Origin of the sequence: Streptomyces sp. MZ04, from assembly GCF_004684775.1 — a bacterium.
Taxonomy (GTDB): Bacteria; Actinomycetota; Actinomycetes; order Streptomycetales; family Streptomycetaceae; genus Streptomyces.
This window is the reverse complement of record NZ_SRIC01000100.1, coordinates 1-25,988: the sequence shown is the minus strand read 5'-3', so window position 1 is coordinate 25,988 and position 25,988 is coordinate 1. Positions and strand designations below refer to the sequence as shown.

Annotated in this window: 24 protein-coding genes; 18 read left to right on the top strand and 6 right to left on the bottom strand. The window is 70.7% G+C overall.

Going from position 1 to position 25,988, the window contains the following annotated elements; all coding sequences use genetic code 11:
* From E2651_RS21320 to E2651_RS21310, 3 genes are all read left to right on the top strand, one after another.
* On the top strand, positions 1–699 hold a 699-nt coding region (locus E2651_RS21320; protein WP_135332789.1), incomplete at its 5' end, for a DUF5819 family protein.
* On the top strand, positions 696–1,940 hold the full coding sequence (locus tag E2651_RS21315) for an HTTM domain-containing protein (RefSeq protein WP_135332788.1): 1,245 nt from the start codon (positions 696–698) through the stop codon (positions 1,938–1,940). The genes E2651_RS21320 and E2651_RS21315, both read left to right, overlap by 4 nt.
* Positions 1,937–2,725 carry a TrmH family RNA methyltransferase gene (locus E2651_RS21310; RefSeq protein WP_135332787.1) on the top strand — a complete coding sequence of 263 codons (789 nt, stop codon included), beginning with the start codon at positions 1,937–1,939 and terminating at the stop codon, positions 2,723–2,725. Before E2651_RS21315 ends, E2651_RS21310 begins: the two co-directional genes overlap by 4 nt.
* 15 nt (positions 2,726–2,740) lie before the next feature.
* Here the strand turns inward: E2651_RS21310 and paaN are convergent, their stop codons facing one another.
* On the bottom strand, positions 2,741–4,432 hold the full coding sequence (gene paaN / locus E2651_RS21305; RefSeq protein ID WP_135332786.1) for a phenylacetic acid degradation protein PaaN: 1,692 nt from the start codon (positions 4,430–4,432) through the stop codon (positions 2,741–2,743).
* A gap of 195 nt (positions 4,433–4,627) precedes the next feature.
* Here paaN and E2651_RS21300 point away from each other — a divergent pair, with 195 nt between their 5' ends.
* Complete coding sequence (locus E2651_RS21300) at positions 4,628–6,139, top strand: 3-hydroxyacyl-CoA dehydrogenase (RefSeq protein WP_135332785.1); 1,512 nt, start codon at positions 4,628–4,630, stop codon at positions 6,137–6,139.
* Positions 6,136–6,729, top strand: a complete 594-nt coding sequence (locus tag E2651_RS21295; protein ID WP_135332784.1) for a TetR/AcrR family transcriptional regulator — start codon at positions 6,136–6,138, stop codon at positions 6,727–6,729. The genes E2651_RS21300 and E2651_RS21295 overlap by 4 nt, the downstream gene beginning before the upstream one ends.
* A 4-nt stretch (positions 6,730–6,733) precedes the next feature.
* Here E2651_RS21295 and E2651_RS21290 read toward each other — a convergent pair whose 3' ends face one another.
* On the bottom strand, positions 6,734–7,294 hold the full coding sequence (locus E2651_RS21290; RefSeq protein WP_135332783.1) for an Lrp/AsnC family transcriptional regulator: 561 nt from the start codon (positions 7,292–7,294) through the stop codon (positions 6,734–6,736).
* Positions 7,295–7,484: 190 nt separating this feature from the next.
* Between E2651_RS21290 and pdhA (E2651_RS21285) the strand changes: the two genes are divergently transcribed.
* The 9 genes from pdhA (E2651_RS21285) to E2651_RS21245 all read left to right on the top strand — a co-directional run bounded on the left by pdhA (E2651_RS21285) (position 7,485) and on the right by E2651_RS21245 (position 17,138).
* Positions 7,485–8,648 (top strand): pyruvate dehydrogenase (acetyl-transferring) E1 component subunit alpha, encoded by a 1,164-nt coding sequence (pdhA, locus tag E2651_RS21285; RefSeq protein WP_135332782.1) that lies wholly within the window; start codon positions 7,485–7,487, stop codon positions 8,646–8,648.
* Positions 8,645–9,673 (top strand): alpha-ketoacid dehydrogenase subunit beta, encoded by a 1,029-nt coding sequence (locus tag E2651_RS21280; RefSeq protein ID WP_135332781.1) that lies wholly within the window; start codon positions 8,645–8,647, stop codon positions 9,671–9,673. The genes pdhA (E2651_RS21285) and E2651_RS21280 overlap by 4 nt, the downstream gene beginning before the upstream one ends.
* Positions 9,673–11,211 carry a dihydrolipoamide acetyltransferase family protein gene (locus E2651_RS21275; protein WP_135332780.1) on the top strand — a complete coding sequence of 513 codons (1,539 nt, stop codon included), beginning with the start codon at positions 9,673–9,675 and terminating at the stop codon, positions 11,209–11,211. The genes E2651_RS21280 and E2651_RS21275 overlap by 1 nt, the downstream gene beginning before the upstream one ends.
* Positions 11,212–11,283: 72 nt before the next feature.
* Positions 11,284–12,225: a DUF6457 domain-containing protein gene (locus tag E2651_RS21270; protein WP_135332779.1), complete on the top strand. Its 942-nt coding sequence runs from the start codon at positions 11,284–11,286 to the stop codon at positions 12,223–12,225.
* 203 nt (positions 12,226–12,428) lie between these two features.
* The gene (locus E2651_RS21265) at positions 12,429–13,796 is read left to right on the top strand and encodes a molybdopterin molybdotransferase MoeA (RefSeq protein ID WP_245239051.1); all 1,368 of its coding nucleotides are present in this window, start codon (positions 12,429–12,431) and stop codon (positions 13,794–13,796) included.
* Positions 13,784–14,905, top strand: a complete 1,122-nt coding sequence (locus tag E2651_RS21260; RefSeq protein ID WP_209446206.1) for a potassium channel family protein — start codon at positions 13,784–13,786, stop codon at positions 14,903–14,905. Before E2651_RS21265 ends, E2651_RS21260 begins: the two co-directional genes overlap by 13 nt.
* Before the next feature lie 39 nt (positions 14,906–14,944).
* Positions 14,945–15,922 carry an NAD(P)H-quinone oxidoreductase gene (locus tag E2651_RS21255; RefSeq protein ID WP_135332776.1) on the top strand — a complete coding sequence of 326 codons (978 nt, stop codon included), beginning with the start codon at positions 14,945–14,947 and terminating at the stop codon, positions 15,920–15,922.
* Positions 15,923–16,113: 191 nt separating this feature from the next.
* Positions 16,114–16,509 (top strand): hypothetical protein, encoded by a 396-nt coding sequence (locus E2651_RS21250; RefSeq protein ID WP_135332775.1) that lies wholly within the window; start codon positions 16,114–16,116, stop codon positions 16,507–16,509.
* Positions 16,510–16,595: 86 nt separating this feature from the next.
* Positions 16,596–17,138 (top strand): bacterial proteasome activator family protein, encoded by a 543-nt coding sequence (locus E2651_RS21245; protein WP_135332774.1) that lies wholly within the window; start codon positions 16,596–16,598, stop codon positions 17,136–17,138.
* 110 nt (positions 17,139–17,248) lie between these two features.
* On the opposite strand, the gene E2651_RS21240 is transcribed toward E2651_RS21245, so the two are convergent.
* The gene (locus E2651_RS21240) at positions 17,249–18,922 is read right to left on the bottom strand and encodes a protein kinase (protein ID WP_135332773.1); all 1,674 of its coding nucleotides are present in this window, start codon (positions 18,920–18,922) and stop codon (positions 17,249–17,251) included.
* 291 nt (positions 18,923–19,213) lie between these two features.
* Between E2651_RS21240 and E2651_RS21235 the strand changes: the two genes are divergently transcribed.
* Positions 19,214–20,785, top strand: a complete 1,572-nt coding sequence (locus E2651_RS21235) for a protein kinase (RefSeq protein ID WP_209446205.1) — start codon at positions 19,214–19,216, stop codon at positions 20,783–20,785.
* 130 nt (positions 20,786–20,915) lie between these two features.
* Here the strand turns inward: E2651_RS21235 and E2651_RS21230 are convergent, their stop codons facing one another.
* The 3 genes from E2651_RS21230 to E2651_RS21220 form a co-directional block, all read right to left on the bottom strand.
* Positions 20,916–21,356, bottom strand: a complete 441-nt coding sequence (locus E2651_RS21230; protein ID WP_135332772.1) for a pyridoxamine 5'-phosphate oxidase family protein — start codon at positions 21,354–21,356, stop codon at positions 20,916–20,918.
* A gap of 82 nt (positions 21,357–21,438) precedes the next feature.
* A complete protein-coding gene (locus E2651_RS21225) occupies positions 21,439–22,389 on the bottom strand; it encodes an NADP-dependent oxidoreductase (RefSeq protein ID WP_135332771.1) in 951 nt (316 codons plus the stop codon).
* A gap of 43 nt (positions 22,390–22,432) precedes the next feature.
* Positions 22,433–23,095, bottom strand: a complete 663-nt coding sequence (locus E2651_RS21220) for a response regulator transcription factor (RefSeq protein WP_135332770.1) — start codon at positions 23,093–23,095, stop codon at positions 22,433–22,435.
* 381 nt (positions 23,096–23,476) lie between these two features.
* Here E2651_RS21220 and pdhA (E2651_RS21215) point away from each other — a divergent pair, with 381 nt between their 5' ends.
* From pdhA (E2651_RS21215) to E2651_RS21205, 3 genes are all read left to right on the top strand, one after another.
* Positions 23,477–24,655, top strand: a complete 1,179-nt coding sequence (gene pdhA, locus E2651_RS21215) for a pyruvate dehydrogenase (acetyl-transferring) E1 component subunit alpha (RefSeq protein WP_135332769.1) — start codon at positions 23,477–23,479, stop codon at positions 24,653–24,655.
* Positions 24,656–24,657: 2 nt separating this feature from the next.
* Entirely contained in the window at positions 24,658–25,638 is a 981-nt protein-coding gene (locus E2651_RS21210) for an alpha-ketoacid dehydrogenase subunit beta (RefSeq protein ID WP_135332768.1), read from the top strand.
* 11 nt (positions 25,639–25,649) lie between these two features.
* On the top strand, positions 25,650–25,988 hold a 339-nt coding region (locus tag E2651_RS21205; RefSeq protein WP_348541659.1), incomplete at its 3' end, for a biotin/lipoyl-containing protein.

The following is a 25,988-nucleotide window of genomic DNA, read 5'->3' as shown; positions in this document are numbered from 1 at the left end:
GTCCCCTCTGTACCCCCCGCCGGAATCGCCGCACCCCCCACCGGAATCGCCGCGCTCTCGCCGCGCTATCAGGTCGCGGCCGTCCTCGCGCTGGTGATCGTCGCGGCCACGGTCTGTGTCCACGTCGCGATGCTCTTCCTGCACGTCGCCCCCGCGAACACGATGACCAAGCAGCACGGCGAGGTCGTCGACGACTGGATCTACCCCGAGTTCGAGCAGAACTGGAAGCTCTTCGCGCCCAACCCGATGCAGCAGAACATCGCGGTGCAGGCCCGCGCCGAGATCCGCACGGAGGCGGGGGGCACCCGGACCACCCGCTGGTACGACCTCTCCGCGCAGGACAGCGCCGCCATCGACGGCAATCTGCTGCCCAGCCACACCCAGCAGAACGAGCTGCGCAGGGCCTGGGACTTCTACGTCGGATCGCACGACGCGCAGAATCGTCCCAGCGGCCTGCGCGGTCAGCTCTCCGAGCGCTATCTCCACCGCATCGCGCTGCTGCGCGTCGACCGTGCCGAGCCCATCGGCAAGGGCGACGCCATCGAGCGCGTCCAGGTCCGCTCCAGGACCACGAACGTGCCGGCCCCGGAGTGGAGCGACGAGAAGGTCGACGCCAAACCGGTGTTCCGGCGGCTTCCCTGGTCGTCCGTGATCTCCGAGGACATGCCGTTGGCCGAGGACCCGGAGGACGCCCGATGACCGGAGGACGCCCGATCAATCGCTTCGGCTCCCAGCTCGCCCGCGGTATCGGCCATGTCAGCGGATCGGTGCTCGGTCCCTATCAGACCGCCGTGATCCGCATCGGCTTCGCCGCCACCTGGCTGCTCTTCCTGCTGCGCGAGTTTCCTCACCGGCAGGAGCTGTACGGGCCCGACGGTCCGTGGAACTGGGACATGGCCCAGCAGCTCGTCGCGGACAACGACGCCTTCACGGCCCTGATGTGGTCCGACGGCCGCCTCTGGTTCGAGGTCGTCTACGCCGTCGCCGTCATCAGCAGCGCCCTGTTGCTGCTCGGCTGGCGCACGCGCACGACGTCCGTGCTCTTCATGATCGGCGTGCTCTCGCTGCAGAACCGCTCCATCTTCATGGGGGACGGCGGAGACAACGTCATCCATCTGATGGCGACCTACCTGGTCTTCACGCGCTGCGGCCAGGTCTGGTCCCTGGACGCCCGGCGCGCGGCACGCGCGCGTGCCGCGGCCGCGGAGGAGGGCAGTCCTACGGAGCCCGTCGACCGGGTCGGGCCCGTGCTGTGGTGGGTCCTGGGCCTCGGCCTCTCCGTGGTGACGTTCATGGGGGAGCTCAGCGGCGGCTGGCTGCTTGTCTTCTGGGGGCTGTGGCTGATCCAGGGCCTGTGGTGGGCCGTCGGGCGGCGCGCGCCCGGCGGCGAGGCGCGGATGCTGCTCGACGTCGTCGCCAAGCTCGCGCACAATGCCGCGCTGCTCGTGATCATGGTCGAGGCGTGCCTGATCTACGCCACGGCGGGCTGGTACAAGATCCAGGGAGGCCGCTGGCAGGACGGGACGGCCGTCTACTACCCGCTGCGTCTCGACTCCTTCTCGCCCTGGCCCGCGCTCTCCGAGCTGCTCGCCTCGCACGGCCTCATGATCATGCTGGTGACGTACGGAACCGTCGCCGTGCAGGTGGCCTTCCCCTTCACCCTCTTCAACAGAAGGGTCAAGAACGTCCTGCTGGCCGCCATGATCTTCGAGCACGCGGTCATCGCCGTCATCCTCGGACTGCCGTTCTTCTCGCTGGCGATGATCGCGGCCGACTCCGTGTTCCTGCCCACGTCGTTCCTGCGCCGCCTCGGCGGCTGGGCGCCGCGCGCGCGTGGAGCGCTGTTCTCCCGTGGCGGCAAGGTGCCGGCGCAGCGCGCGGCGGATGCGGAAGCGGCCACTGAATCCGCCGAGCACGCGCGCGTAGGCTTCCCTTCATGACAGGGACGTACGCGGATGAGGCGGCTGGCTCCGGTGACGCTGTTCGCGTCTGGCGAGGCCTTGCCGACACGTCCGTGCTGCTCGACGGTTTTCACGCCGTCAAGCACGCCCTGCGCTTCGGGGCGCGCATTCCGGCGGCCCTGACCAGCGACAAGGACGCCGTCCTCGCCCTCGCCGACGAACTGGCACCCGATGTGCGGGACCAGCTCGACGCGCTTCTGGTGGGCGTCCCCGACGACACGCTGCGGGCCCTCGTGCCGCGACTGCACCCGACCGGTGTGGCCGCGCTCGCCGTCCGTCCTTCCCGTACAGCCAACCTGGAGGCGCTGGCACGGGTGCCGAGGACCGCTCCGGTCGTCGTCCTCGACGATCCGCGCAATCTGGGGAACGCCGGGGCGGTGATTCGCCTGGCCGCGGGATTCGGGGCGACCGGGGTCGTCACGACCGGCACGCTCGACCCCTGGCACCCCACGGTCGTGCGCGGTGGCGCGGGCCTGCACTTCGCGACGGCCGTCGAGCGGCTGGACGTCGCCGAACTGCCCGTGGGGCCGGTGTTCGCGCTCGACGCGGAGGGCGAGGACATCCGCGGTCTGAAGCTGCCGGACGACGCCGTGCTGGCCTTCGGGTCCGAGCGCAGCGGTCTTTCCGCACAACTGCGGGCCCGCGCCGACCACTTGGTTTCCCTGCCGATGCGTCCCCAGGTCTCCAGCTACAACCTGGCCACCAGCGTGGGGATGACGCTCTTCCACTGGTCGGCGGGCAGGCCTCCGGGCGCGGAGGCCTGAACCCGCCGGGGAGCCTCAGGCGTCCCTGCGCACCTCCACCACGCGGAAGCGGTTGGCCACGAACGCGCCGTCGCACAGCGCCGAGTTCGCCGCCGGGTTGCCGCCCGAGCCGTGGAAGTCCGAGAACGCCGCCGTCTGGTTCACATAGACGCCGCCCGTGAGGTTCAAGGAGAGCTGGGCGCACTCCTCGAGGCACGTCTCCTGCACGGAGTCCGACACCTCGTCCGACGTCGTGTACGCGCCGACCGTCATCGCGCCCTTGTCGCGCACCGTGCGGCGGAGCAGCTCCACCGCGTCCGTCGCCGAGTCGACCGCCACGGCGAAGGAGACGGGGCCGAAGCACTCCTCCAAGTAGGCCGCTTCGGAGTCCGGCTTCGCGCCGTCCAGCTTCACGATCACCGGCGTGCGCACCACGGCGTCCGGGAACTCCGGGTTGGCGATCTCCCGTGAGGGGAGAGCGACTTCACCGATTCCGGCGGCCGCATCCAGGCGGGCCTTCACATCGGGATTGACCAGGGCTCCGAGGATGCCGTTCGCCCGGGCGTCGTCTCCAAGGAGGCCGTTGACCGACGCCGCGAGGTCGGACACCACGTCGTCGTACGACTTGGCACCGGCGTCCGTGGTGATGCCGTCGCGCGGGATGAGGAGGTTCTGCGGGGTCGTGCACATCTGGCCGCTGTACAGGGACAGGGAGAAGGCCAGGTTGGCCAGCATTCCCTTGTAGTTGTCCGTCGACTCGATGACGACCGTGTTGACGCCGGCCTTTTCCGTGTAGACCTGCGCCTGGCGGGCGTTGGTCTCCAGCCAGTCGCCGAAGGCCGTCGATCCCGTGTAGTCGATGATCTTGACTTCGGGTCGCACGGCGAGGGTCTTGGCGATGCCCTCACCGGGCCGCTCGGCTGCCAGGCACACCAGGTTCGGGTCGAAGCCCGCTTCGGCGAGGGCCTCGCGGGCGATGCGGACGGTCAGGGCCAGCGGAAGGACCGCGCGGGGGTGGGGCTTGACCAGGACGGGGTTGCCGGTGGCCAGGGAGGCGAAGAGGCCCGGGTAGCCGTTCCACGTAGGGAACGTGTTGCAGCCGATCAGGAGCGCGATGCCGCGGCCCACGGGCGTGAAGCGCTTGTCCAGCGCGATCGGGTCGCGCTTGCCCTGGGGCTTGGTCCACTCGGCGGCTTCGGGGGTGCGTGCCTGCTCCACGTACGCATACGCCACCGCTTCCAGGGCGCGGTCCTGGGCGTGCGGGCCGCCCGCCTGGAACGCCATCATGAAGGCCTGGCCGCTGGTGTGCATGACCGCGTGCGCCAGCTCGTGCGTGCGCGCGCTGATGCGCTTGAGGATCTCCAGACAGACCATCGCGCGCACTTCCGCGCCCGCGTCGCGCCAGGCCCGCATTCCGGCCCGCATCGCGGGGAGCAGCGTGTCGATGTCCGGGTGGGGGTACGTGATGCCCAACTCCGGGCCGTACGGCGAGATTTCCGCGCCCACCCAGTCGTCCGTGCCCGGCTGGTCGAGGTCGAAGCGGGTGCCCAGGAGGGCGTCGAAGGCGGCCTTGCCCTCGGGCAGGCTCAGGCTGCCGTTCTCTCCATAGGCCTTGGGGTGCTCGGGGTGCGGCGACCAGTACGCGCGCGTGCGGATCGTCTCCAGCGCCTGGTCAAGGGTGGGCCGGTGGGTGGCGATCAGCTGGTGCGCGGTGAGTTCGGCGGCCATGTCGGACCAACTCCTCGTCGTGCCGGCTCTTCGTCGAGCCGACGGGCCGGGCAGGGCAGTGGGCAGGAACAGACGGACAGAGCTAGAGTAACCGAACGATCGGTCGGGACAAGGGGGTCCGCCGAACCTGTGGACAAGTTCTCGCCGGGCACCCCGCACCCTCCGGCGGACACCTCGTGCGGGAGGATCGCGAGCATGACAGCACTCGAGCTCAGCAGCCCCGTTGCCGTGGTCGGCACCGGCACCATGGGGCAGGGCATCGCCCAGGTGGCCCTGCTCGCGGGCCACCCCGTGCGGCTGTACGACGCCGTGCCGGGCCAGGCGCAGAAGGCGGCCGGAGCGATCGCGGCCCGCCTGGACAGGCTGGTCGAGAAGGGCAGGCTCACGGCCGACGACCGCGCCGCCGCGGGAGAGCGCCTGGCGCCCGTCGAGAGCCTCGCCGGGCTTGCCGGGTGCGGGCTCGTCATCGAGGCGATCCTGGAGCAACTGGACGTCAAACAGCGTCTCTTCGAAGAACTCGAAGGGATTGTCGCCGAGGACTGTCTCCTCGCCACCAACACGTCGTCCCTGTCCGTCACCGCCATCGCGGGCACCCTCGACAAGCCGGGCCGCTTCGTCGGCCTGCACTTCTTCAACCCCGCGCCGCTGCTCCCCCTCGTCGAGGTCGTCAGCGGCTTCGCGACCGACGCGGCGACGGCCACGCGCGCGTACGAGACGGCGAAGGCCTGGGGCAAGACCCCGGTGCGCAGCGCGGACACCCCCGGCTTCATCGTCAACCGCATCGCCCGCCCCTTCTACGCCGAGGCGCTGCGCCTCTTCGAGGAGCGGGCCGCCGACCCGGCCACGATCGACGCCGTCCTGCGCGAATGCGGCGGCTTCAAGATGGGCCCCTTCGAGCTCACCGACCTCATCGGCCAGGACGTGAACGAGGCGGTCACCCGCTCCGTGTGGGAGTCCTTCTTCCAGGACCCCAAGTTCACGCCTTCCCTCGCCCAGCGCCGCCTCGTCGAATCGCGCCGTCTGGGCCGCAAGTCCGGACAGGGCTGGTACGCGTACGGCGACGACGCCGCTCCCGCGGAGCCGCACACCGCGGAGCCGGCGAAGGCCCCGGAGTCCGTCGCCCTGCACGGCGATCTCTTCCCGGCGGACGCGCTCGCCGACATGATCAGGAAGGCGGGCATCCGGGTGGCCCGGGGGAAGGGCGTCCCGAGCTACCCGGGCTTCATCGAGCTGCCCAGCGGCGTGCACCTCGCCCTGACCGACGGAACCGCGGCCGACGCGGCATCGGAGCCCACGATCGACTTCGACCTCGCGCTGGACTACCGGGCCGCGACCCGGATCGCCATCGCCCCGTCGAGCAGGGTGGACGAACGAGCCCTGAAGGAGGCGATCGGCCTCTTCCAGGCGCTCGGCAAGAAGGTCAGCGTCATCGGGCACACCCCGGGGATGATCGTGGCCCGCACGGTGTGGATGCTCGTCGACTTCGCCCTCGACGCCCTGGGCCGCGAAGTGGCGAACGCCGAGGACATCGACACCGCGATGCGGCTCGGCGTCAACTACCCGCTGGGCCCGATCGAATGGGGCCGCCGCCTCACCGCGTACCGGGTGGCCGAGTCGCTCGACCTCCTGAACGACGCGTACCCGACCGGGCGTTACGCACCGTCCCAGGCCCTGCGGCGGCAGGCCGTGCGAGAGGAATACTCATGACCACCGCACGGCGGGACACGTACACCCCGGAGACGCTGCTCGGCGTGGCCGTCCGGGTCTTCAACGAGCGGGGCTACGACGGCACGTCCATGGAGCACCTCTCCAAGGCGGCCGGCATCTCCAAGTCCTCGATCTACCACCATGTGTCGGGCAAGGAGGAGCTGCTGCGCCGCGCGGTGAGCCGGGCGCTCGACGGGCTCTTCGGGATCCTCGGCGAGGAGCACGCGCGCGTGGGCAGTGCCGTCCAGCGCCTGGAGTACGTCACGCGCCGCACCGTCGAGGTGCTCGTCGCCGAACTGCCCTATGTGACGCTGCTGCTGCGGGTACGGGGCAACACGGACACCGAGCGGTGGGCCATGGAACGGCGCAGGGAGTTCGACCAGCAGGTCGCCGAACTGCTCAAGGAGGCCGTCGCGGACGGCGATCTGCGCTCGGACATCGAGCTGCGCCTGGCCACCCGGCTGCTCTTCGGAATGATCAACTCCATCGTGGAGTGGTACCGCCCGGACGCCCGAGGCGCCTCATCGGGGGAGCAGGTCGCCGACGCCGTCGTCCAGCTGGCCTTCGCGGGGCTGCGCAGCGACGGCTGACGGCTCAGCTCTCCGGCTCCAGGTCGTCCTCCTCGAAGACCAGCAACGTACGCGTGCTGAGCACTTCGGGGATGGACTGCAGCCGGGTGAGCACCAGCTCGCGCAGGGCGCGGTTGTCCGGCGTGTGCACCAGGAGCAGTACGTCGAAGTCGCCGCTGACCAGCGCGATGTGGGAGGCGCCGGGCAGCGTGCGCAGTTGCTCGCGCACCGTCCGCCAGGTGTTCTGGACGATCTTGAGCGTGATGTACGCGGATGCCCCCTGACCTGCCCGTTCATGGTTGATCCTGGCGCCGAAGCCGCGGATCACACCGTCGTCGATGAGCCGGTTGATCCGCGCGTACGCGTTGGCCCGCGACACATGGACGCGCTCGGCCACGGACCGTATCGACGCACGACCGTCCGTGTGCAGGATGTGCAGGATGTCCCGGTCGATGGCGTCCAGCGGGCGCGGCAGGCCCTCCTGGCGCTCGGGCGGCCGCTCGCCGAGCCGCTCCTCCGGACGGTGGCCCAGCCGCTCCTCCGCACGATCGCCGTCGTGTCCGTCGGCCATTCGTTCAGATGCCATGTCCCCCCGCCTCCCTACCATGGACGTACTGCATCCATCCCAGGCTGTGCAGAACCGTTTGTCCACAGCCTGAAGGTGCCTGTAGCCAAAATGTGCCGACGACCGAACAATCGGTAGGTGAGGCGCCTCACATTGCCGCGCCTCTTTTGCCGCTCCCACGAGGAGATCGCTTCCACATGGAGGTGCCGACATGACGGTCATGGAGCAGCGGGGCGTCTACCGGCCCACCCCGCCACCCGCATGGCAGCTCAGGACCGATCCCGCGCCGCTGCTGCCCGACGCGGAGCCGTACCGCGTCCTTGGCACGGAAGCCGCGGGCAAGGCCGACGAGGAGCTGCTGCGCCGCCTGTACGCGCAGCTGGTGCGCGGCCGCCGGTACAACGCGCAGGCGACGGCCCTCACGAAGCAGGGCAGGCTCGCCGTCTACCCCTCGAGCACCGGCCAGGAGGCCTGCGAGGTGGCCGCCGCGCTGGCCCTGGAGGATCGGGACTGGCTCTTCCCCAGTTACCGCGACACGCTGGCCGCGGTCGCCCGTGGCCTCGACCCCGTCCAGGCGCTGACCCTGCTGCGGGGCGACTGGCACACCGGGTACGACCCCCGGGAGCACCGCGTAGCTCCCCTCAGCACCCCCCTCGCGACCCAGCTCCCGCACGCCGTGGGCCTCGCGCACGCCGCTCGCCTCAAGGGCGACGACGTCGTCGCGCTCGCCATGGTCGGCGACGGCGGCACCAGCGAGGGCGACTTCCACGAGGCGCTGAACTTCGCCGCCGTATGGCAGGCACCCGTCGTCTTCCTGGTGCAGAACAACGGCTTCGCGATCTCCGTCCCGCTCGCCAAGCAGACGGCGGCCCCGTCCCTGGCCCACAAGGCCGTCGGGTACGGAATGCCGGGACGCCTGGTGGACGGCAACGACGCGGCGGCGGTGCACGAGGTACTCGCCGAGGCGGTGTCCCGCGCGCGTGAGGGCGGCGGCCCCACCCTCGTCGAAGCGGTGACGTACCGCATGGAAGCCCATACGAACGCCGACGACGCCACGCGCTACCGAGGTGACGCCGAGGTCGAGGCCTGGCGCGACCACGACCCGATTCTGCTCCTGGAGCGGGAGCTGACCGAGCGAGGACTGCTCGACGAGGACGGGAAGCGGACGGCCCGCGACGACGCCGAGACCATGGCAGCCGATCTGCGCGAGCGCATGAACCAGGACGCCGAGCTCGATCCCATGGACCTCTTCGCGCACGTGTACGCCGAGCAGACCAGCCAACTGCGGGAACAGGCCGCCCAGTTGCGGGCCGAAATCGAAGCATCCGAAGAAGACGACGCGGTCGGCGCGGACGGCGAGGAGAACGCGCGATGAGCACGCTCGCGGCCGAACGGGCCGCCAAGAAGGCCGCCAAACCGGCCACCATGGCGCAGGCATTGGGGCGCGCGCTGCGTGACTCGATGGCCGAAGACCCGACCGTGCACGTCCTCGGAGAGGACGTCGGGGCGCTCGGCGGGGTCTTCCGGATCACCGACGGACTCACCAAGGAGTTCGGCGAGGACCGCTGTACGGACACACCGCTCGCGGAAGCCGGCATCCTGGGGACGGCCGTCGGCATGGCGATGTACGGTCTGCGGCCCGTCGTCGAGATGCAGTTCGACGCCTTTGCCTACCCCGCCTTCGAGCAGCTCATCTCGCACGTGGCGCGGATGCGGAACCGCACCCGGGGCGCGATGCCGCTGCCCATCACGGTGCGCGTGCCCTACGGGGGCGGCATCGGGGGCGTCGAGCACCACAGCGACTCCTCCGAGGCGTACTACATGGCGACTCCGGGGCTCCATGTCGTCGCGCCCGCCACGGTCGCCGACGCCTATGGACTGCTCAGGGCGTCCATCGCCTCCGACGACCCGGTCGTCTTCCTGGAGCCGAAGCGCCTCTACTGGTCCAAGGCCGACTGGAACCCGGACGCGCCGCAGACCGTGGAGCCCATAGGCCGCGCGGTGGTGCGGCGCACCGGGCGCAGCGCCACGCTCCTGACGTACGGCCCGTCCGTGCCCGTCTGCATGGAGGCGGCCGAGGCGGCCGTCGCCGAGGGCTGGGATCTCGAAGTGGTCGACCTGCGCTCCCTTGTGCCGTTCGACGACGAGACGGTGTGCGCTTCGGTACGGCGGACGGGGCGCGCGGTCGTCGTCCACGAGTCGGGCGGCTTCGGCGGCCCCGGCGGGGAGATCGCCGCTCGCGTCACGGAGCGGTGCTTCCACCATCTGGAGGCGCCGGTGCTGCGGGTCGCGGGGTTCGACATCCCCTATCCGCCGCCGATGCTCGAGAAGCACCATCTGCCGGGCGTGGACCGGATCCTGGACGCGGTCGCGCGGTTGCAGTGGGAGGCGGGGAGCTGATGGCGCAGGTGCTCGAGTTCAAGCTGCCCGACTTGGGGGAAGGGCTGACCGAGGCCGAGATCGTCCGGTGGCTCGTCCAGGTCGGCGACGTCGTCGCGGTCGACCAGGCGGTCGTCGAGGTGGAGACGGCCAAGGCGATGGTGGAGGTGCCCTGTCCCTACGGGGGCGTGGTGACCGCCCGCTTCGGCGAGGAGGGGGCGGAACTGCCGGTGGGCGCGCCGCTGTTGACGGTCGCCGTGGGCGCCCCGGCCGCGAGCAGTGCTCCGGAGGAGCCCGCGGAGCGGGCCCTGCAGGCGGCGGCCGCCGAGGAGTCGTCGGGGAACGTCCTGGTCGGGTACGGCACGGCGGCGGCTCCCGCGCGGCGCAGGCGGGTGCGGTCCGCGAGGCCCGCCCCGCGGGAGAAGCCGGTGCAGGCGGTGCAGGCGGTGCAGGCGGTGCAGGCGGCGCCGCAGGCTCCCGCGCCGGAGCCTGTCGCGGCGGCCGATGCCGGGGTGCGGGATATGCGCCAGCGGGTGGACGGTCCTGTTCCGGTGATTTCGCCTCTCGTGCGGAAGCTGGCCCGTGAGAACGACGTCGACCTGCGCGGACTGCCGGGTTCCGGACCCGACGGGCTGATCACGCGGGCCGACGTGGAGGGTGCCATCGCGGCGGAGCGTGCGATCACGCACGGGGCGGAGCTGCCCGAGGGCGAGGTGAGCGACGGGGTGCGCGAGGCCGTGACGCGCCGGGTCGCCGCGCGTAAGGCCGCCGTGCGCGAGGACGACGAGCTCATCCGCGCGGGCCGTGCGGAGTCGCGCCGTCTGGTGGAGGCGGGTGGCGAGCCCGTGCACGCGGGACTGGCGTCCCGGCATCCGCTGACCGGCATCCGCGGTCTCGTCGCCGACAAGATGTCCCGCAGCAGGCGCGAGATACCGGAGGCCACCTGCTGGGTCGACGCCGACGCGACGGAACTGCTCGCGGCGCGCGCCGCGATGAACGCCTCCGTGAAGGAGGGCGACGGCCGCAAGATCTCGCTGCTCGCCCTGTTCGCCCGCATCAGCGTGGCCGCGCTGGCCCGCTACCCGATGCTCAACTCCACGGTGGACATGGAGGCGCGCGAGGTGGTCCGGCTCGCCGACGTCCACCTCGGTTTCGCCGCGCAGACCGACCGTGGGCTCGTCGTCCCCGTGGTGCGGCACGCCCACACGCGGACCACGGATTCCGTCAACGCGGAGCTGATCCGGCTGACGGAGGCCGCGCGGGACGGGAAGCTGACGCCCGGGGAACTGACAGGCGGCACGTTCACGTTGAACAACTACGGGGTGTTCGGGGTCGACGGCTCCACGCCGATCATCAATCACCCCGAGGCGGCCATGCTGGGCGTCGGCCGGATCGTGCCCAAGCCGTGGGTGCACCAAGGGGAGTTGGCGGTGCGGCATGTCGTGCAGCTCTCGCTCACCTTCGACCACCGGGTGTGCGACGGCGGCACTGCGGGCGGGTTCCTGCGGTTCGTGGCGGACTGTGTGGAGCAGCCGGCGGTGTTGTTGCGGGAGGTGTGAGGCGCAGGGGCAGCGGTGTGAGTCCCCGTACAGAGGGGTGGCATTGATCCTTCGTACGCCCATACTCGGGGGATGACCGCGCAAAGGGCTCCAGGGGGCGCCGCATCCGCCCCGTACGACGCCGTGGTGCTGGCGGGTGGCGGCGCCAGACGGCTCGGCGGGGCGGACAAGCCGGGCGTCCGGGTGGGCGGCCGGGCGCTGCTCGACCGGGTGCTCGGCGCGTGTGCCGACGCGGGGGTCACCGTCGTCGTCGCGGGCCCCCGTCCGACCGCGCGCCCCGTGGTGTGGGCGCGCGAGGAGCCCGTCGGCGCGGGGCCGCTCGCCGCCCTCGACGCGGGGTTGCGGTGTACGGCGGCGGAGCGGGTGGTGGTGCTCTCCGCCGATCTGCCGTTTCTGGGGGAGCGAACCGTGCGGGGGCTGGTCGCCGCCCTCGACGAAGGCTCCGCGGACGGCGGCGCGGTGGACGGTGCGGTGCTCACCGATCCCGGTGGCCGGGACCAGCCGCTGGTCGCGGCCTACCGCAGTGCGGCGCTGCGGCGGGAGATCGACGCGCTCGCGGACGAGCACGGTGGTCTGACGGGGCTTCCGCTGCGGCGGCTCACCGCGCGGCTCGCGCTGACCCGGGTCGCCGATCCTCTCGCGTCCTTCGACTGCGACACCTGGGACGACATCGCCGCCGCTCGGGCGCGCATCAGGGAGCATGGGCACGTGTTGGATGAATGGATTTCCGCAGTCAAGGACGAACTGGGCATCGACCTCGACGTCGACACCGGCCTCCTGCTCGACCTCGCCCGCGACGCGGCGCACGGCGTGGCCAGGCCCGCCGCCCCGCTGACCACGTTCCTCGTGGGGTACGCGGCCGCCGCGGGCGGGGCGGGGGCCGGGCCCGAAGCGGTGGCCGACGCGGCCCGCAAGGCGGCGGCGCTGGCCGCGCGGTGGGCGGAGGAGGGTTCCCAGGCGGGGCCCGACCCGGCGTCCGGCGCGGCGGGCGATGCGCGGCCGGACGCCGGATGAGCGGGCAGCCCGTGCCGGACGCCGAGCTCGACGAGGCTCTGGCCCTGGTGAACGAGGACCATGGCCGCCGTACGGGACGGCTCGCTGACGGTGGTTCAGCCGACGACGTTGATGGCGGCGTCATGGCTGCTGCGGCGGCTGAACCGCAGGGTCAGGGCCATGGTCAGGGCCATGGCCAGGGGCAGGGGCAGGGGCACGATGACGTGCCTGACCCGTTGCCCGCTTCCGGCCAGGCGGCACCGGGTGCGCGTCGGCCGAGGGCCGGGAGTTCCGCAGACGCCAGTGCCGGCACCCCGGCCAGCACCGCCGGTCGCACCTCCCACGGCCCTCACGCTTCCCACAGCACCCACCGCGACATCACCCCCTGGCCCGCAGCCCGCGCCATCGCCGCGAGGGCTCCTCGGCCCGTTGCTTCCGGGGCCGTGCCCGCGGGCGTCCCGCTGGAGCAGGCGCTCGGTCTTGTTCTTGCCGCGCCTCTCGTCGCGCTCACCGATCTGCCCTCCTTCGACACCTCCGCCATGGACGGCTGGGTCGTCGCGGGGCCGGGGCCCTGGAGCGTCCTCGACGAGGGGATCCTGGCCGGGCAGGGAGGGACCGTGTCGCTCGCCGACGGGGACGCGGTGCGGATCGCGACCGGGGCCCGGATTCCGCGCGAGGCCACGGCGGTCATCCGCAGAGAGCACGGAATCACCGACGACAAGGGGCGGCTGCACCCCCGGCGTGACGTCATGCAAGGGCAGGACATCCGGCCACGCGCCCAAGAGTGCCGCTCCGGCGATCAACTCCTGCCGTCCGGCGCCCTGGTGACCCCGGCGGTGCTCGGCCTCGCGGCTGCCGCCGGGTACGACCGGCTGCCCGTGGTCCCCCGCCCCCGTGCCGAAGTCCTGATCCTGGGCGATGAGTTGCTGACCGAGGGCCTCCCCCACGAAGGTCTCATCCGGGACGCGCTCGGGCCCATGCTGCCGCCCTGGCTGCGATCGCTCGGCGTGGACGTCATCGGCGTACGGCGGCTCGGTGACGATGCCGAGGCGCTGCACCAGGCCATCACCACCTCCACCGCCGATCTCATCGTCACCACCGGCGGGACCGCCGCCGGGCCGGTCGATCATGTCCACCCGACCCTGAGCCGCATCGACGCCGAGCTTCTCGTGGACGGCGTCGCGGTGCGCCCGGGGCACCCCATGCTGCTCGCGCGGATCCTCCCCGACCAGCACCTCGTAGGCCTGCCCGGCAATCCGCTCGCCGCCGTATCGGGGCTGCTGACCCTGGCCGAGCCCCTGCTGCGCACGCTCTCGGGGCGCCCCGTGTCGGTGCCGTACACGGCTGTCGTACGCGAGGACGTGCACGGGCACCCGCACGACACCCGGCTCGTCCCCGTCACGCTCCAGGCCGACGACGCGGTGCCGCTGCACTACAACGGGCCCGCGATGCTGCGTGGCGTCGCGGTGGCCGAGGGGCTGGCCGTGGTCCCGCCCGGTGGTGCGCGCAAGGGCCAGGAGCTGGAGATTCTCGACCTGCCCTGGGCCGTGCCCGAAGCGGGCGGCTATGCGACCGGGGTGTGTTTCACGTGAAACTTCACGGCCAGGACGCGATCGCCCGCAACCCCGACGAACATCTGGTGACCCACCGGATCAAGCTGCCGCGACGGGTCGTCGAGCGCCCCCTGCGGCAGGTCGGCAAGCGGCTGCTCATCGCGCTCGCGGTGCTCGCCCTGACGACCTTCATCGTCTGGATCGACCGCGGCGGCTACCACGACAACTCGGACGACGGGCTCGACTTCCTCGACGCCGCCTACTACTCCACCGTCACGCTCTCCACCACGGGCTACGGCGACATCGTCCCGTACAGCGACAGCGCACGGCTCTGCAACATCCTGCTGATCACGCCGCTGCGTGTGCTCTTTCTGATCATCCTGGTCGGGACCACACTTGAAGTACTCACGGAACGTACGCGCGAGGAATGGCGTCTGAACCGCTGGAGGTCCAACTTGCGTGAACACACCGTCGTCGTCGGCTTCGGCACCAAGGGCCGCTCCGCGATCCAGACCGTCCGCGCGACCGGTCTGAAGCCGGAGCAGATCGTGGTGGTCGACCCGAGCGCGAAGGTCGTCGACGCCGCCACCGCCGAGGGGTACGCGGGCGTCATCGGCGACGCGACGCGCAGCGATGTGCTGCTCCGTGCCGAGGTGCAGCGGGCCCGGCAGATCATCATCGCGACGCAGCGCGACGACACCGCCGTCCTGGTCGCCCTCACCGCCCGGCAGATGAACCGCGGGGCGAAGATCGTGGCCGCGGTGCGCGAGGAGGAGAACGCGCCGCTGCTGCGGCAGTCCGGCGCGGACGCGGTGATCACCAGCGCCAGTGCGGCGGGGCGGCTGCTCGGGCTCTCCTGCCTCAGCCCCAGCGCCGGCATGGTCATGGAGGACCTGATCCAGCAGGGCAGCGGTCTCGACCTCGTCGAGCGGCCGGTCATAAAGGCCGAGGTGGGCCTGGGGGTCCGGGAGACGGACGATCTGATCGTGAGTGTGGTGCGGGGGCACCGGGTGCTCGGGTACGACGATCCCGCCGTAGGGAAGCTGCAGTTGATGGACCGTCTCATCACCATCGTGCGGGCCTCGCCGCAGGCCACGGTGACGCCTGACGCGCGCCCGTCTCCGCCGGGTGGAGGGATCCGCGCCTAGCCGAACCGGCCGGATTCGCCGGGGAGTAGCCTCGCCCGCATGCATGCGATCACGATCCCCGAAGCCGGTGGGCCCGAAGCGCTCGTGTGGGCCGAGGTCCCCGATCCCGTACCTGGTGAGGGCGAGGTTCTCGTCGAGGTCGCGGCCAGTGCCGTGAACCGCGCCGACCTGCTCCAGCGCCAGGGCTTCTACAACCCGCCGCCCGGCTCGTCCCCGTACCCGGGACTCGAATGTTCGGGCCGCGTCAGGGCCATCGGCACCGGCGTCTCCGGCTGGGAGATCGGCGACGAGGTCTGCGCACTGCTCGCGGGCGGTGGCTACGCCGAGCAGGTCGTCGTCCCCGTGGGCCAGTTGCTGCCGGTGCCCGAGGGCGTCGACCTCGTCACGGCGGCCGCGCTGCCCGAGGTGACCTCGACCGTCTGGTCGAACGTCTTCATGATCTCCCACCTGCGGCCGGGCGAGATGTTCCTCGTGCACGGTGGCTCCAGCGGCATCGGCACGATGGCGATCCAGCTGGCCAAGGCTGTCGGTGCCAAGGTCGCGGTCACCGCGGGCAGCAAGGAGAAGCTGGACTTCTGCCGGGAACTCGGCGCGGACGTCCTCATCAACTACCGCGAGCAGGACTTCGTCGAGGAGATCAAGAACGCCACGGACGGCGCGGGCGCCGACGTCATCCTCGACAACATGGGCGCCAAGTACCTGGACCGCAACATCCAGGCCCTCGCGACCAGCGGCCGCCTCGCGATCATCGGCATGCAGGGCGGCAGCAAGGGCGAACTGAACATCGCCACGCTCCTGACGAAGCGCGCTGCCATCACGGCTACGTCGCTGCGGGCGCGGCCCCTGGAGGAGAAGGCCGCCATCGTGGCGGCGGTGCGGGAGCATGTGTGGCCGCTGATCGGTGCGGGGCATGTGCGTCCGGTTGTCGACCGGACGGTACCGATGCGGGAGGCTGCGGCCGCTCATCGGGTGTTGGAGGAGAGCCAGCACATCGGGAAGGTGCTGCTCGTTCGGTGACTGGTCTGCGGGTTCGCTGTGGCTGGTCGCGCCCACGCGGCGGAGCCGCACATGTCACAGCCCCGCGCCCCTGACGGGGCCCGATACCGAGGCCCGCCGAGATGCCGGACCCCTCCCCCTATGTGACGCTTGATGCAGCTTCAGTGATCTCTCTGGTTCTGGCGATCCGGTAGCGGGAGGGGGTCAGCGCGGTGACTCCACGACTCAGGCCGTTGGTGGTTTCGGCGGTGTTCCTGACCGCCACCGTTCTCCCCTCCTCGTACGTGTCGTATGCCGCGTACGCCGTCGAGCCCTCCCCCAGCGAGACCTTCGCCGGAAGCGTCCCCGGCGAGGGCAGGGCCAGGCCGGGACGTGCGGAGCCGTCGCCGCCGCCCCGCTCGGTGCCCGTACCGGCCCACACGCCGAGGCCGGAGCCGCAGCCGTCCCTGGCGCGGAAGCCCGCCACCAAGACCACCGCCTCCGATGCCACCCGGAGGACCGCCGCGGAGCCCGTCGTCCCCGGCCTCAGCGTCCTGCCGCTCGGCAGCGGGCTCGTCCTCATCGGTCTCGGCCTGGGGTTCTTCGCCGTGCGGCTGCGCGGTGGCTGACACGGCCGAAGGCTTCGTACACGGTGGATCACCGGCTTATGGGGGCACCACCGATGTGTGATGTACGGGTGCGAGAGAATGGCGGCATGGAGATGCCGAGGAACGAACGGTCGCAGGAGAGCCCCCAAGTCCTGGTTGTCGGACAGGACGGAATGGCGCTCGGCGGCGGCGGAAACGACGACTCCCACGAGGTCCCGGTGACGGAGATGGTCGAACAGCCGGCCAAGGTGATGCGCATCGGCAGCATGATCAAGCAGCTGCTCGAGGAGGTGCGGGCGGCTCCTCTGGACGAGGCGAGCCGGGTGCGGCTCAAGGAGATCCACGCCAGTTCGGTCAAGGAGCTCGAGGACGGTCTCGCCCCCGAGCTCGTCGAAGAGCTGGAGCGCCTCTCCCTTCCGTTCACGGAGGAGACGACGCCGAGCGACGCCGAGCTGCGGATCGCCCAGGCCCAGTTGGTGGGCTGGCTGGAGGGGCTCTTCCACGGGATCCAGACGACCCTGTTCGCGCAGCAGATGGCGGCGCGGGCCCAACTGGAGCAGATGCGGCGCGCGTTGCCGCCCGGCATGGGCGGTGGCGACGAGGACGAGGACGGCGGTGTCGCGGGGCGGTCTGGAGGTCCTTACCTCTAGATCTAGAACCTCCGGACGGTCGCCTGGAACCTCTGGGCGGTCGCCGGACACCGAACAACGCGGAGGGCCCGGTCACGAGGTGACCGGGCCCTCCGCGTTGCTGTGGATGATCAGGCGGGGTTACCGGTGGAGACGGTGATCTCGATGTTCACGTCGTCCGGAGAGATGTCGGATTCCTCCTTGGGGGACTGCGACATGACCGTGTCCTCCCCGTAGGTGTTCTCGTCCACCGTGCGCTTGTCGTACTGCCAACCGGCCGCCTGCAGGCACTTCTGCACGGACCGCCAGTCCTTGAACGTGAAGTCAGGGACCTTGATCTTGTTCTCGTCGTTGTACGCCGTGTCGGGGTCGGTGCACTCTTCGGTCTCGATCGTCTGTGTCCGGTCGGGACCGCGGTGGTCCGCCACCGGCGCGTTCGACTTCTTGTCCTTGGGGTCCTTGCCGCCCTCTTCGCCGCCGCCGCTCATCGAGACCGCCGCGATGACGCCGCCGATGGCCAGCAGTGCGACGACGATCGAGCCGACGACCACCGGCATGTTCCGCTTGCCGCCGCCCGAGCCCGAGCCCGAGCCGCCGCCCTGGCCCTGGACCGACGTCTGCGTCGGCTGGGGCGAGAGGGTGTACGGAGGCGGGGTCTGCGAGGCCTGCGGGGCGTACGCGTTCGTGGGCGCCGGGGTCTGGTAGCCCGCCTGCTGCGGGTAGCCGTAACCGGGGGTGACGGGGGCCGGGGTCGCCGGGCCGTAAGGGCCCGGCTGGTACGGCGTCTGGACGTTGCCGCCCTGCGGCATCGAGGTGTCGACCGGCGGGAAGACCGCCGAGCCGACGCCCGCGCCGCTCGCCGTCTGGGCGCCCGGCACGATGCTCGGCGCGGCCGCCTGGAAGGACTGGGCGACGCGCAGGCACTCGTCGCGCATCGCCTCCGCGGTCGGGAAACGCTCGTTCGGGTTCTTCTTGAGCGCGCGGGCGACGATCGCGTCGAGGGCCGGCGGCAGCGAGCGGTTGATCGAGGACGGAGCGACCGGCTCCTCCTGGACGTGCGCGTACGCGATGGCCAGCGGCGAGTCCGCCTCGAAGGGCAGCCGGCCGGTGGTCAGCTGGAAGAGCATGATGCCGACCGAGTACAGGTCGGAGCGGGCGTCGACGCCGCGGCCGAGGGCCTGCTCCGGTGAGAGGTACTGCGGGGTGCCGACGACCATGCCGGTCTGCGTCATGGAGGTGACGCCGGACTGCATGGCGCGGGCGATGCCGAAGTCCATGACCTTGACGACGTTGCGCTTCGTCATCATCACGTTGCCGGGCTTGATGTCGCGGTGGACCAGGCCCATCTCGTGGCTGATCTCGAGCGCGGCGAGCACATCGGCGGTGATCTTCAGCGCCTGGTCGGTCGGCATCGCGCCGAACTGCGCGACGGACGCGTCGAGGACGGAGCCGAGCGGCTTGCCCTCCACGTACTCCATGACGATGTACGGCATCGGAGCGCCGTCGCCCGCGGCGGAGCCGCCATCGGACAACGTGTCCTCGCCGGTGTCGAAGACCGAGACGATGTTCGTGTGCGTGAGCTTGGCCACCGACTGGGCCTCGCGGCGGAAGCGCTCGCGGAAGGACTGCTCGCGGCCGAGCTCGGTGTGCAGGGTCTTGATCGCGACTTGGCGGTCGAGTACGGAGTCGTACGCCAGGTGAACGGAGGCCATGCCGCCCTCACCGAGAAGATCGCGAAGCTGATACCGGCCACCGGCCAGCGAACGCCCCGCATACCGCCCCTGTGCGCCGTCCTGGCTGCTCATGTCGTGCGTCCCCCATCGGCGCGGTGTGCCGGACGGCTCCGCGATCGCTGATCGATTCCCGCTATTCCAGGCCAAGTCTGCCCGAGGGCACTGACACGTCAAGCTCGATGCCCGTTCCGTGACCGTACGCGCAAGAAGCGTCTCGGAAGCGTTACAAGTTTGCGCGGCGGGGCCTGTGGCGGGTTTGATGTCCGGTCCACCTCGAACCGGCGTGCCGCGCGAAGGCTGTAGCGTGGCCCGGGTTCCCCCAGTACCACCAAGCACCACGACCAGAAACGACGGCGAGGACTGATGGCACAGACGCAGCGCGCTCAGGGCCCGTCCGACCCCGAGGCGACTGGCGGCGGTATGTCAGATGCGCCGGAGTTGTGGGGTAATGGCGGGCTTGTCGGGGACGGCCGATACCGGCTCACCCGCAGACTCGGCCGTGGCGGCATGGCCGAGGTGTTCGCGGCTGAGGACGTACGTCTCGGCCGAACGGTCGCCGTCAAGCTGCTCCGCTCCGACCTCGCCGAGGACCCGGTCTCCAAGGCCCGCTTCACGCGCGAGGCCCAGTCGGTGGCGGGGCTCAACCACCACGCGGTGGTGGCGGTCTACGACTCCGGCGAGGACGTCGTCGGGCCGAACGTCGTCCCGTACATCGTCATGGAGATCGTCGAGGGCCGGACGATCCGCGATCTGCTGATCAACGCGGAGGCGCCGGGCCCCGAGCAGGCCCTGATCATCGTCTCCGGAGTGCTCGAGGCGCTCGCCTACTCGCACCAGCACGGCATCGTGCACCGCGACATCAAGCCCGCGAACGTGATCATCACCAACACCGGCGCGGTGAAGGTGATGGACTTCGGCATCGCGCGCGCCCTGCACGGCGCCCAGTCGACGATGACGCAGACCGGCATGGTCATGGGCACGCCCCAGTACCTCTCCCCGGAGCAGGCGCTCGGCAAGGCCGTCGACCACCGCTCCGACCTGTACGCGACCGGCTGTCTGCTCTACGAACTCCTCGCGCTGCGGCCCCCGTTCACCGGTGAGACGCCGCTTTCCGTGGTCTACCAGCACGTCCAGGACACCCCGACCCCGCCGTCCGAGACCTCGGACGCGGCGCCGCCGGAGCTGGACGGGCTCGTCATGCGCTCGCTCGCCAAGGACCCGGACGACCGGTTCCAGACCGCCGAGGAGATGCGCGGTCTGGTCCAGTACGGGCTGCAGATGCTGCACGACCAGGGGAGCCACACCGGTACCTGGAACACCGGCCCCGTGGAGATGCACGAGGGCGGCAGCACCCCGGCGATGGGCGTCGCGGGCACCACCGCGATGCAGCACCCCGGCGACTCCGGCACCGCGCAGATTCCGGGCCCGATGCTGCGTCCGCCGGGCGGTGACGACGGCGGTTTCGACGGCGGTCACCGCGACGGGAACGGCCGGGGCGGCCGCGGCAAGATGTGGATCTTCGCCGTGCTCGCGGTCATCGCGATCGCGGTGGGTGTCGCGTTCGCACTGACGGCCGGCGACGAGAAGAAGAAGGACAACGACGCTCCGAGGAAGGCGCCGACGACGCAGTCGGAGTCGAAGGAGCCGAGCAAGAGCCCCGACGACGAGACGTCGGACGAGGAGACGGTGCCGGGCGACGGCTCGGGCGGCCAGGGCGACTACACGCCCCCGGTGACGCCGTCCACCGACCCGACCACCCCGACGACGCCCACGGAGAGCGAGCCGACGGAGCCGACCGACGAGCCCACCGACGAGCCGACCGACGAGCCGACGGACGAGCCGACGGAGCCGACCGATGAGCCGACTCCGCCCGTTACGGAAGATCCGACGGGTGGGGCCGACGGCGGCGCGGACGGTGGCGTCGACGGCGGCTGAAGCGGCTGAAGCGGCTGGATCAAGCAGCTGAATGAAATGAACGGCACGCGCGCGTGGAGCCCGAAAAGGGCCCCACGCGCGCGTGCCGCGTTATGGAGAAGGCCGGAGAAGGCCGGAGAAGCCGGAGGAGCTACAGAAGGCGCTGGAGCTGGCGATCCCGGCCGCCGTGCAGCGTATGCACCGTGGCCAGCTGCGGCTCTATGCGGAGGTAGACCGGGTCGTAGAGCTCGCCGTCCACGTAGTGCGGGCCCGGGCCGAAGAGCTCCAGCTCGTCGTTGCTCGGCTCGATGGCCTCGCAGACGCCGACGAACTGCACGGTCCACCGGGCCGTACGCGTGCCCGCCGAGTTGAGATTGTCCGCTCCGTAGGCGACGACACTGCCGATGCAGGCCTGGTGGTAGCCGTATCCCTTGTGCATCCGCAGCAGGATGCGCCCGTCCACGACGATGTGGCGGGCCGCGGCGAGGAAGGGCAGCGCGCGCATGCTGGTCGCCACCCGGCCGTAGGCGGTACGGCCGAGCAGTTCGTAGGCGAGCTGTTCGTCCTGTTCATCCGGTTCGTCGGTGGGCATGGCATCCACCCTCGGGCACGGGCGGGGCGACCCGACAGAGGATCCCGCCCCTAGCGCGATGGGACGTAAGTCCTTAGTTGCCTCAGAGCACCAGCACCGTCTTGCCCCGCGCCCCGCCCGCGCGGTTCCTTGCGATGGCCCGGGGCGCCTTCTCCAGGGGGACCTCGGCTTCCACGGGGGCGTTGAGCACCCCTTTGACGGCAGCGGCGGCCAGGATGTCCAGGAGTTCGGAGCCGGCCCGCAGGTCGAAGTTGATCACCTCGACGCCGGGCGGGTGCGGGGCCTTCGCCGGGGCGCCGGCGGAGCGTGCGCTGAGGGCGACGCCGCCGTCACGGACGAGCGCGGCGTGGGCGGCGAAGGAGTCCGGGTCGCCGGAGACCAGGTCGACCACCGCGTCGACGCCCTCCGGATACGCGTCACGGACCGCGTCCGCCAGGTCCCGCGAGGTGCTGTCGATGGTGACGGCGGCCCCGAGCGCGCCCATCCGGTGCTTCTCGTCGCCGCGTACGGCTGCCAGGACCCGCACCTCGCGGTCCGCCGCGAGCTGGGTGAGCTGGGTGCCCACGCCGCCCGTCGCGCCGACGATCAGGAGGCTCTCGCACTCGCGGATCCCGGCGGTCTCGAGGATCTGCGCCGCCGTCATCCCGGCGGTCGGCAGGACCGCCGCGCTCTCCATGCTCAGGCCCAGGGGGACGGTGGAGATCACCGCGTCCTGCGGCATCGTCACGAACTCGGCGTACGTGCCCGCGCCGACCGGGGGCCGGATGGCCTGGCCGAAGACCGGGTCGCCGATCCGGAAGCGCTCCTGACCAGGGCCGATCGCGTCCACCCGGCCGGCGAAGTCGATGCCCATGATGAGCGGGAAGACATGGGGCACGAGCCCTTCGAAGACGCCGTCGGCGGCCTGCCAGTCGAAGGGGTTCAGGGAGGCGTAGTCGACGCGGACGAGCACTTCGCCGGGTCCTGGTGCCGGATCCGGCACCTCCATCAGCTCAGGCTCGGCCTTGAACTTCCTGACCGCGACAGCTCGCATGCCGGAACGCCCTCCTGGTGGAGCCCTGATTCAGTGCTGCGATTCAGTGCTGCTTCTCCGCCTGCAGGCGCGCCACGTACGCGGCCGCCTGGGAGCGCCGCTCCATGCCCAGCTTGGAGAGCAGGCTGGAGACGTAATTCTTGATCGTTTTCTCGGCGAGGTGCAGTCGCTCGCCGATCGCGCGGTTGGTCATGCCCTCGCCGATCAGGTCGAGGATCTTCCGCTCCTGCTCGGTGAGGTTGGCCAGGCGGTCGTCGCCCTTGGGGTTGTTCCCGTCGCGCAGCCGCTCCAGGACGCGGGCCGTCGCCACCGGGTCGAGCAGGGACTTTCCGGCCGCCACATCACGTACGGCGGTGAGCAGTTCATTGCCGCGAATGGCCTTGAGGACATAGCCGGAAGCGCCCGCCATGATCGCGTCGAAGAGGGCCTCGTCATCGGCGAACGAGGTGAGCATCAGGCATTTGATGTCCTCGTTCTGGGAACGGATCTCGCGGCAGACCTCCACGCCGCTGCCGTCCGGAAGGCGCACGTCGAGAACGGCCACATCAGGGCGCGTGGCAGGGATCCTGACCAGGGCATCCGCGGCCGTACCCGCTTCTCCGACGACCTCGATGTCGGACTCCACGGAGAGCAGTTCATGGACTCCTCGCCGCACCACCTCATGGTCGTCGAGGAGAAATACCGTAATTTTTCCGTCTTCGCGCACGGAGTCAGTCTCACACACGATCTCTTGCCCTGCTCAAGCTGAACCCTTCCCGTCCGCGGGGTGGCCGGGATAACGTGCCGGTGTTCCGGCCCCCTGCCAGGCTGTGATCAGTGCTGTGACCAGGAAGTGTTCCCGCCTTTCTCGATTTACTCGGAAATCCAAGCAGTCAGGTACTTGGATTTCCAAGCAAATTCGCAGGTCAGATGGGGTTTCACAGAATTGGTAAGCACTGGGTAACGTGCAATGTGCAGGGCGCTCGCCGGGGCACCTGTCACGCCTGTTCCCGGCCGAGTCGCACCCACCCCGTGCGCGGGCACGGATCAGGCGAGCCGCACTGGCTCACCCGGTAATCCCGGGGGCCGGACCGACGGAGGAGCACACGTGACCGTGGAGAGCACCGCCGCGCGCACACCGCGCCGCAGCAGTACCAGCGGCGGGAAGCGCGCAAGCGCCAAGAAGGCCGCGCCGAAGAAGAGCACCGAGCCCGAGCTCGTACAGCTGCTGACCCCCGAGGGCAAGCGGGTCAAGAACGCGCAGTACGACGAGTACGTCGCCGGGATCACCGCCGATGACCTGCGCGGCCTGTACCGCGACATGGTCCTCACCCGCCGCTTCGACGCCGAGGCCACCTCCCTGCAGCGCCAGGGCGAGCTGGGCCTGTGGGCCTCGCTGCTCGGCCAGGAGGCCGCCCAGATCGGCTCGGGCCGCGCCACCCGCGACGACGACTACGTCTTCCCGACCTACCGCGAGCACGGCGTCGCCTGGTGCCGCGGGGTCGACCCGACGAACCTGCTCGGCATGTTCCGCGGCGTGAACAACGGCGGCTGGGACCCGAACACCAACAACTTCCACCTGTACACGATCGTCATCGGCTCCCAGACCCTGCACGCCACCGGGTACGCCATGGGCGTGGCCAAGGACGGCGCGGACTCGGCCGTGATCGCGTACTTCGGGGACGGCGCCTCCAGCCAGGGAGACGTGGCCGAGGCGTTCACCTTCTCCGCGGTCTACAACGCGCCCGTCGTGTTCTTCTGCCAGAACAACCAGTGGGCGATCTCCGAGCCCACCGAGAAGCAGACCCGGGTGCCGCTCTACCAGCGCGCGCAGGGCTACGGCTTCCCCGGTGTACGGGTCGACGGCAACGACGTGCTCGCCGTGCTCGCCGTCACCAAGTGGGCGCTGGAGCGGGCCCGCACGGGCGAGGGCCCCGCGCTGATCGAGGCGTTCACGTACCGCATGGGCGCGCACACCACCTCCGACGACCCGTCGAAGTACCGCAACGACGACGAGCGTGTGGCCTGGGAGGCGAAGGACCCGATCCTGCGCCTGAAGGCCTATCTCGAGTCCGAAGGTCACGCGGATGAGGGATTTTTCGCGGAACTCGAAGCGGAGAGCGAAGCGTTGGGCAAGCGAGTGCGAGAGGTGGTGCGGGCGATGCCGGATCCGGATCTGATGGCGATCTTCGAGAACGCGTATGCGGACGGGCACGCGCTCGTGGACGAGGAGCGCGCTCAGTTCGCCGCCTACCAGGCGTCGTTCGCGGACGAGGGCGGTAAGTGATCATGGGCGTACAGAAACTCCCCATTGCCAAAGCGATCAACGAATCGCTGCGCACGGCGCTTGAGAACGACCCCAAGGTCCTCATCATGGGCGAGGACGTCGGCAAGCTCGGCGGCGTCTTCCGGGTGACGGACGGGCTGCAGAAGGACTTCGGCGAGGACCGGGTCATCGACACCCCGCTCGCCGAGTCCGGCATCGTCGGCACGGCCATCGGCCTGGCCCTGCGGGGCTACCGCCCGGTGGTGGAGATCCAGTTCGACGGTTTCGTCTTCCCCGCGTACGACCAGATCGTCACGCAGCTCGCGAAGATGCACGCCCGCGCGCTCGGCAAGGTCAAGATGCCGGTCGTCATCCGCATTCCGTACGGCGGCGGCATCGGCGCGGTCGAGCACCACAGCGAGTCGCCCGAGGCGCTGTTCGCGCACGTGGCGGGGCTCAAGGTCGTCTCGCCCTCCAACTCGTCGGACGCCTACTGGATGATGCAGCAGGCCATCCAGAGCAATGACCCGGTGATCTTCTTCGAGCCGAAGCGGCGTTACTGGGACAAGGGCGAGGTCGACAAGGACGCCATCCCCGGCCCTCTGCACAAGGCCGGTGTCGTGCGCGAGGGCACCGACCTGACGCTCGCGGCGTACGGCCCGATGGTGAAGGTCTGTCTGGAGGCCGCCGCGGCAGCCGCCGAGGAGGGCAAGTCCCTGGAGGTCGTGGACCTGCGCTCCATGTCCCCGATCGACTTCGACACGGTCCAGTCCTCGGTGGAGAAGACCCGCCGTCTCGTCGTCGTGCACGAGGCCCCGGTGTTCCTCGGTACGGGCGCGGAGATCGCGGCGCGCATCACCGAGCGGTGCTTCTACCACCTGGAGGCCCCGGTGCTCCGGGTCGGCGGCTATCACGCCCCGTACCCGCCGGCCCGCCTCGAAGAGGAGTACCTGCCGGGCCTTGACCGGGTGCTCGACACCGTCGACCGCTCGCTGGCGTACTGAGGGAGAGGGTCGTGACGACGATGACAGACACCGCTCTTGCCGAGTTCAAGATGCCCGACGTGGGCGAGGGACTCACCGAGGCCGAGATCCTCAAGTGGTACGTGGCGCCGGGCGACACCGTCACCGACGGCCAGGTCGTGTGCGAGGTGGAGACCGCCAAGGCCGCCGTCGAACTGCCGATTCCGTTCAACGGCGTCGTGGGGGAGCTGCGCTTCCCCGAGGGCACGACGGTCGACGTCGGCCAGGTGATCATCACGGTCGACGTGTCGGGCGGGGCGGCCCCTGCGGCACCCGCAGCCCCCGCAGCTGCCGCGGCGCCTGCCGAGCCGGTCGCCGCCCCCGCCCGACAC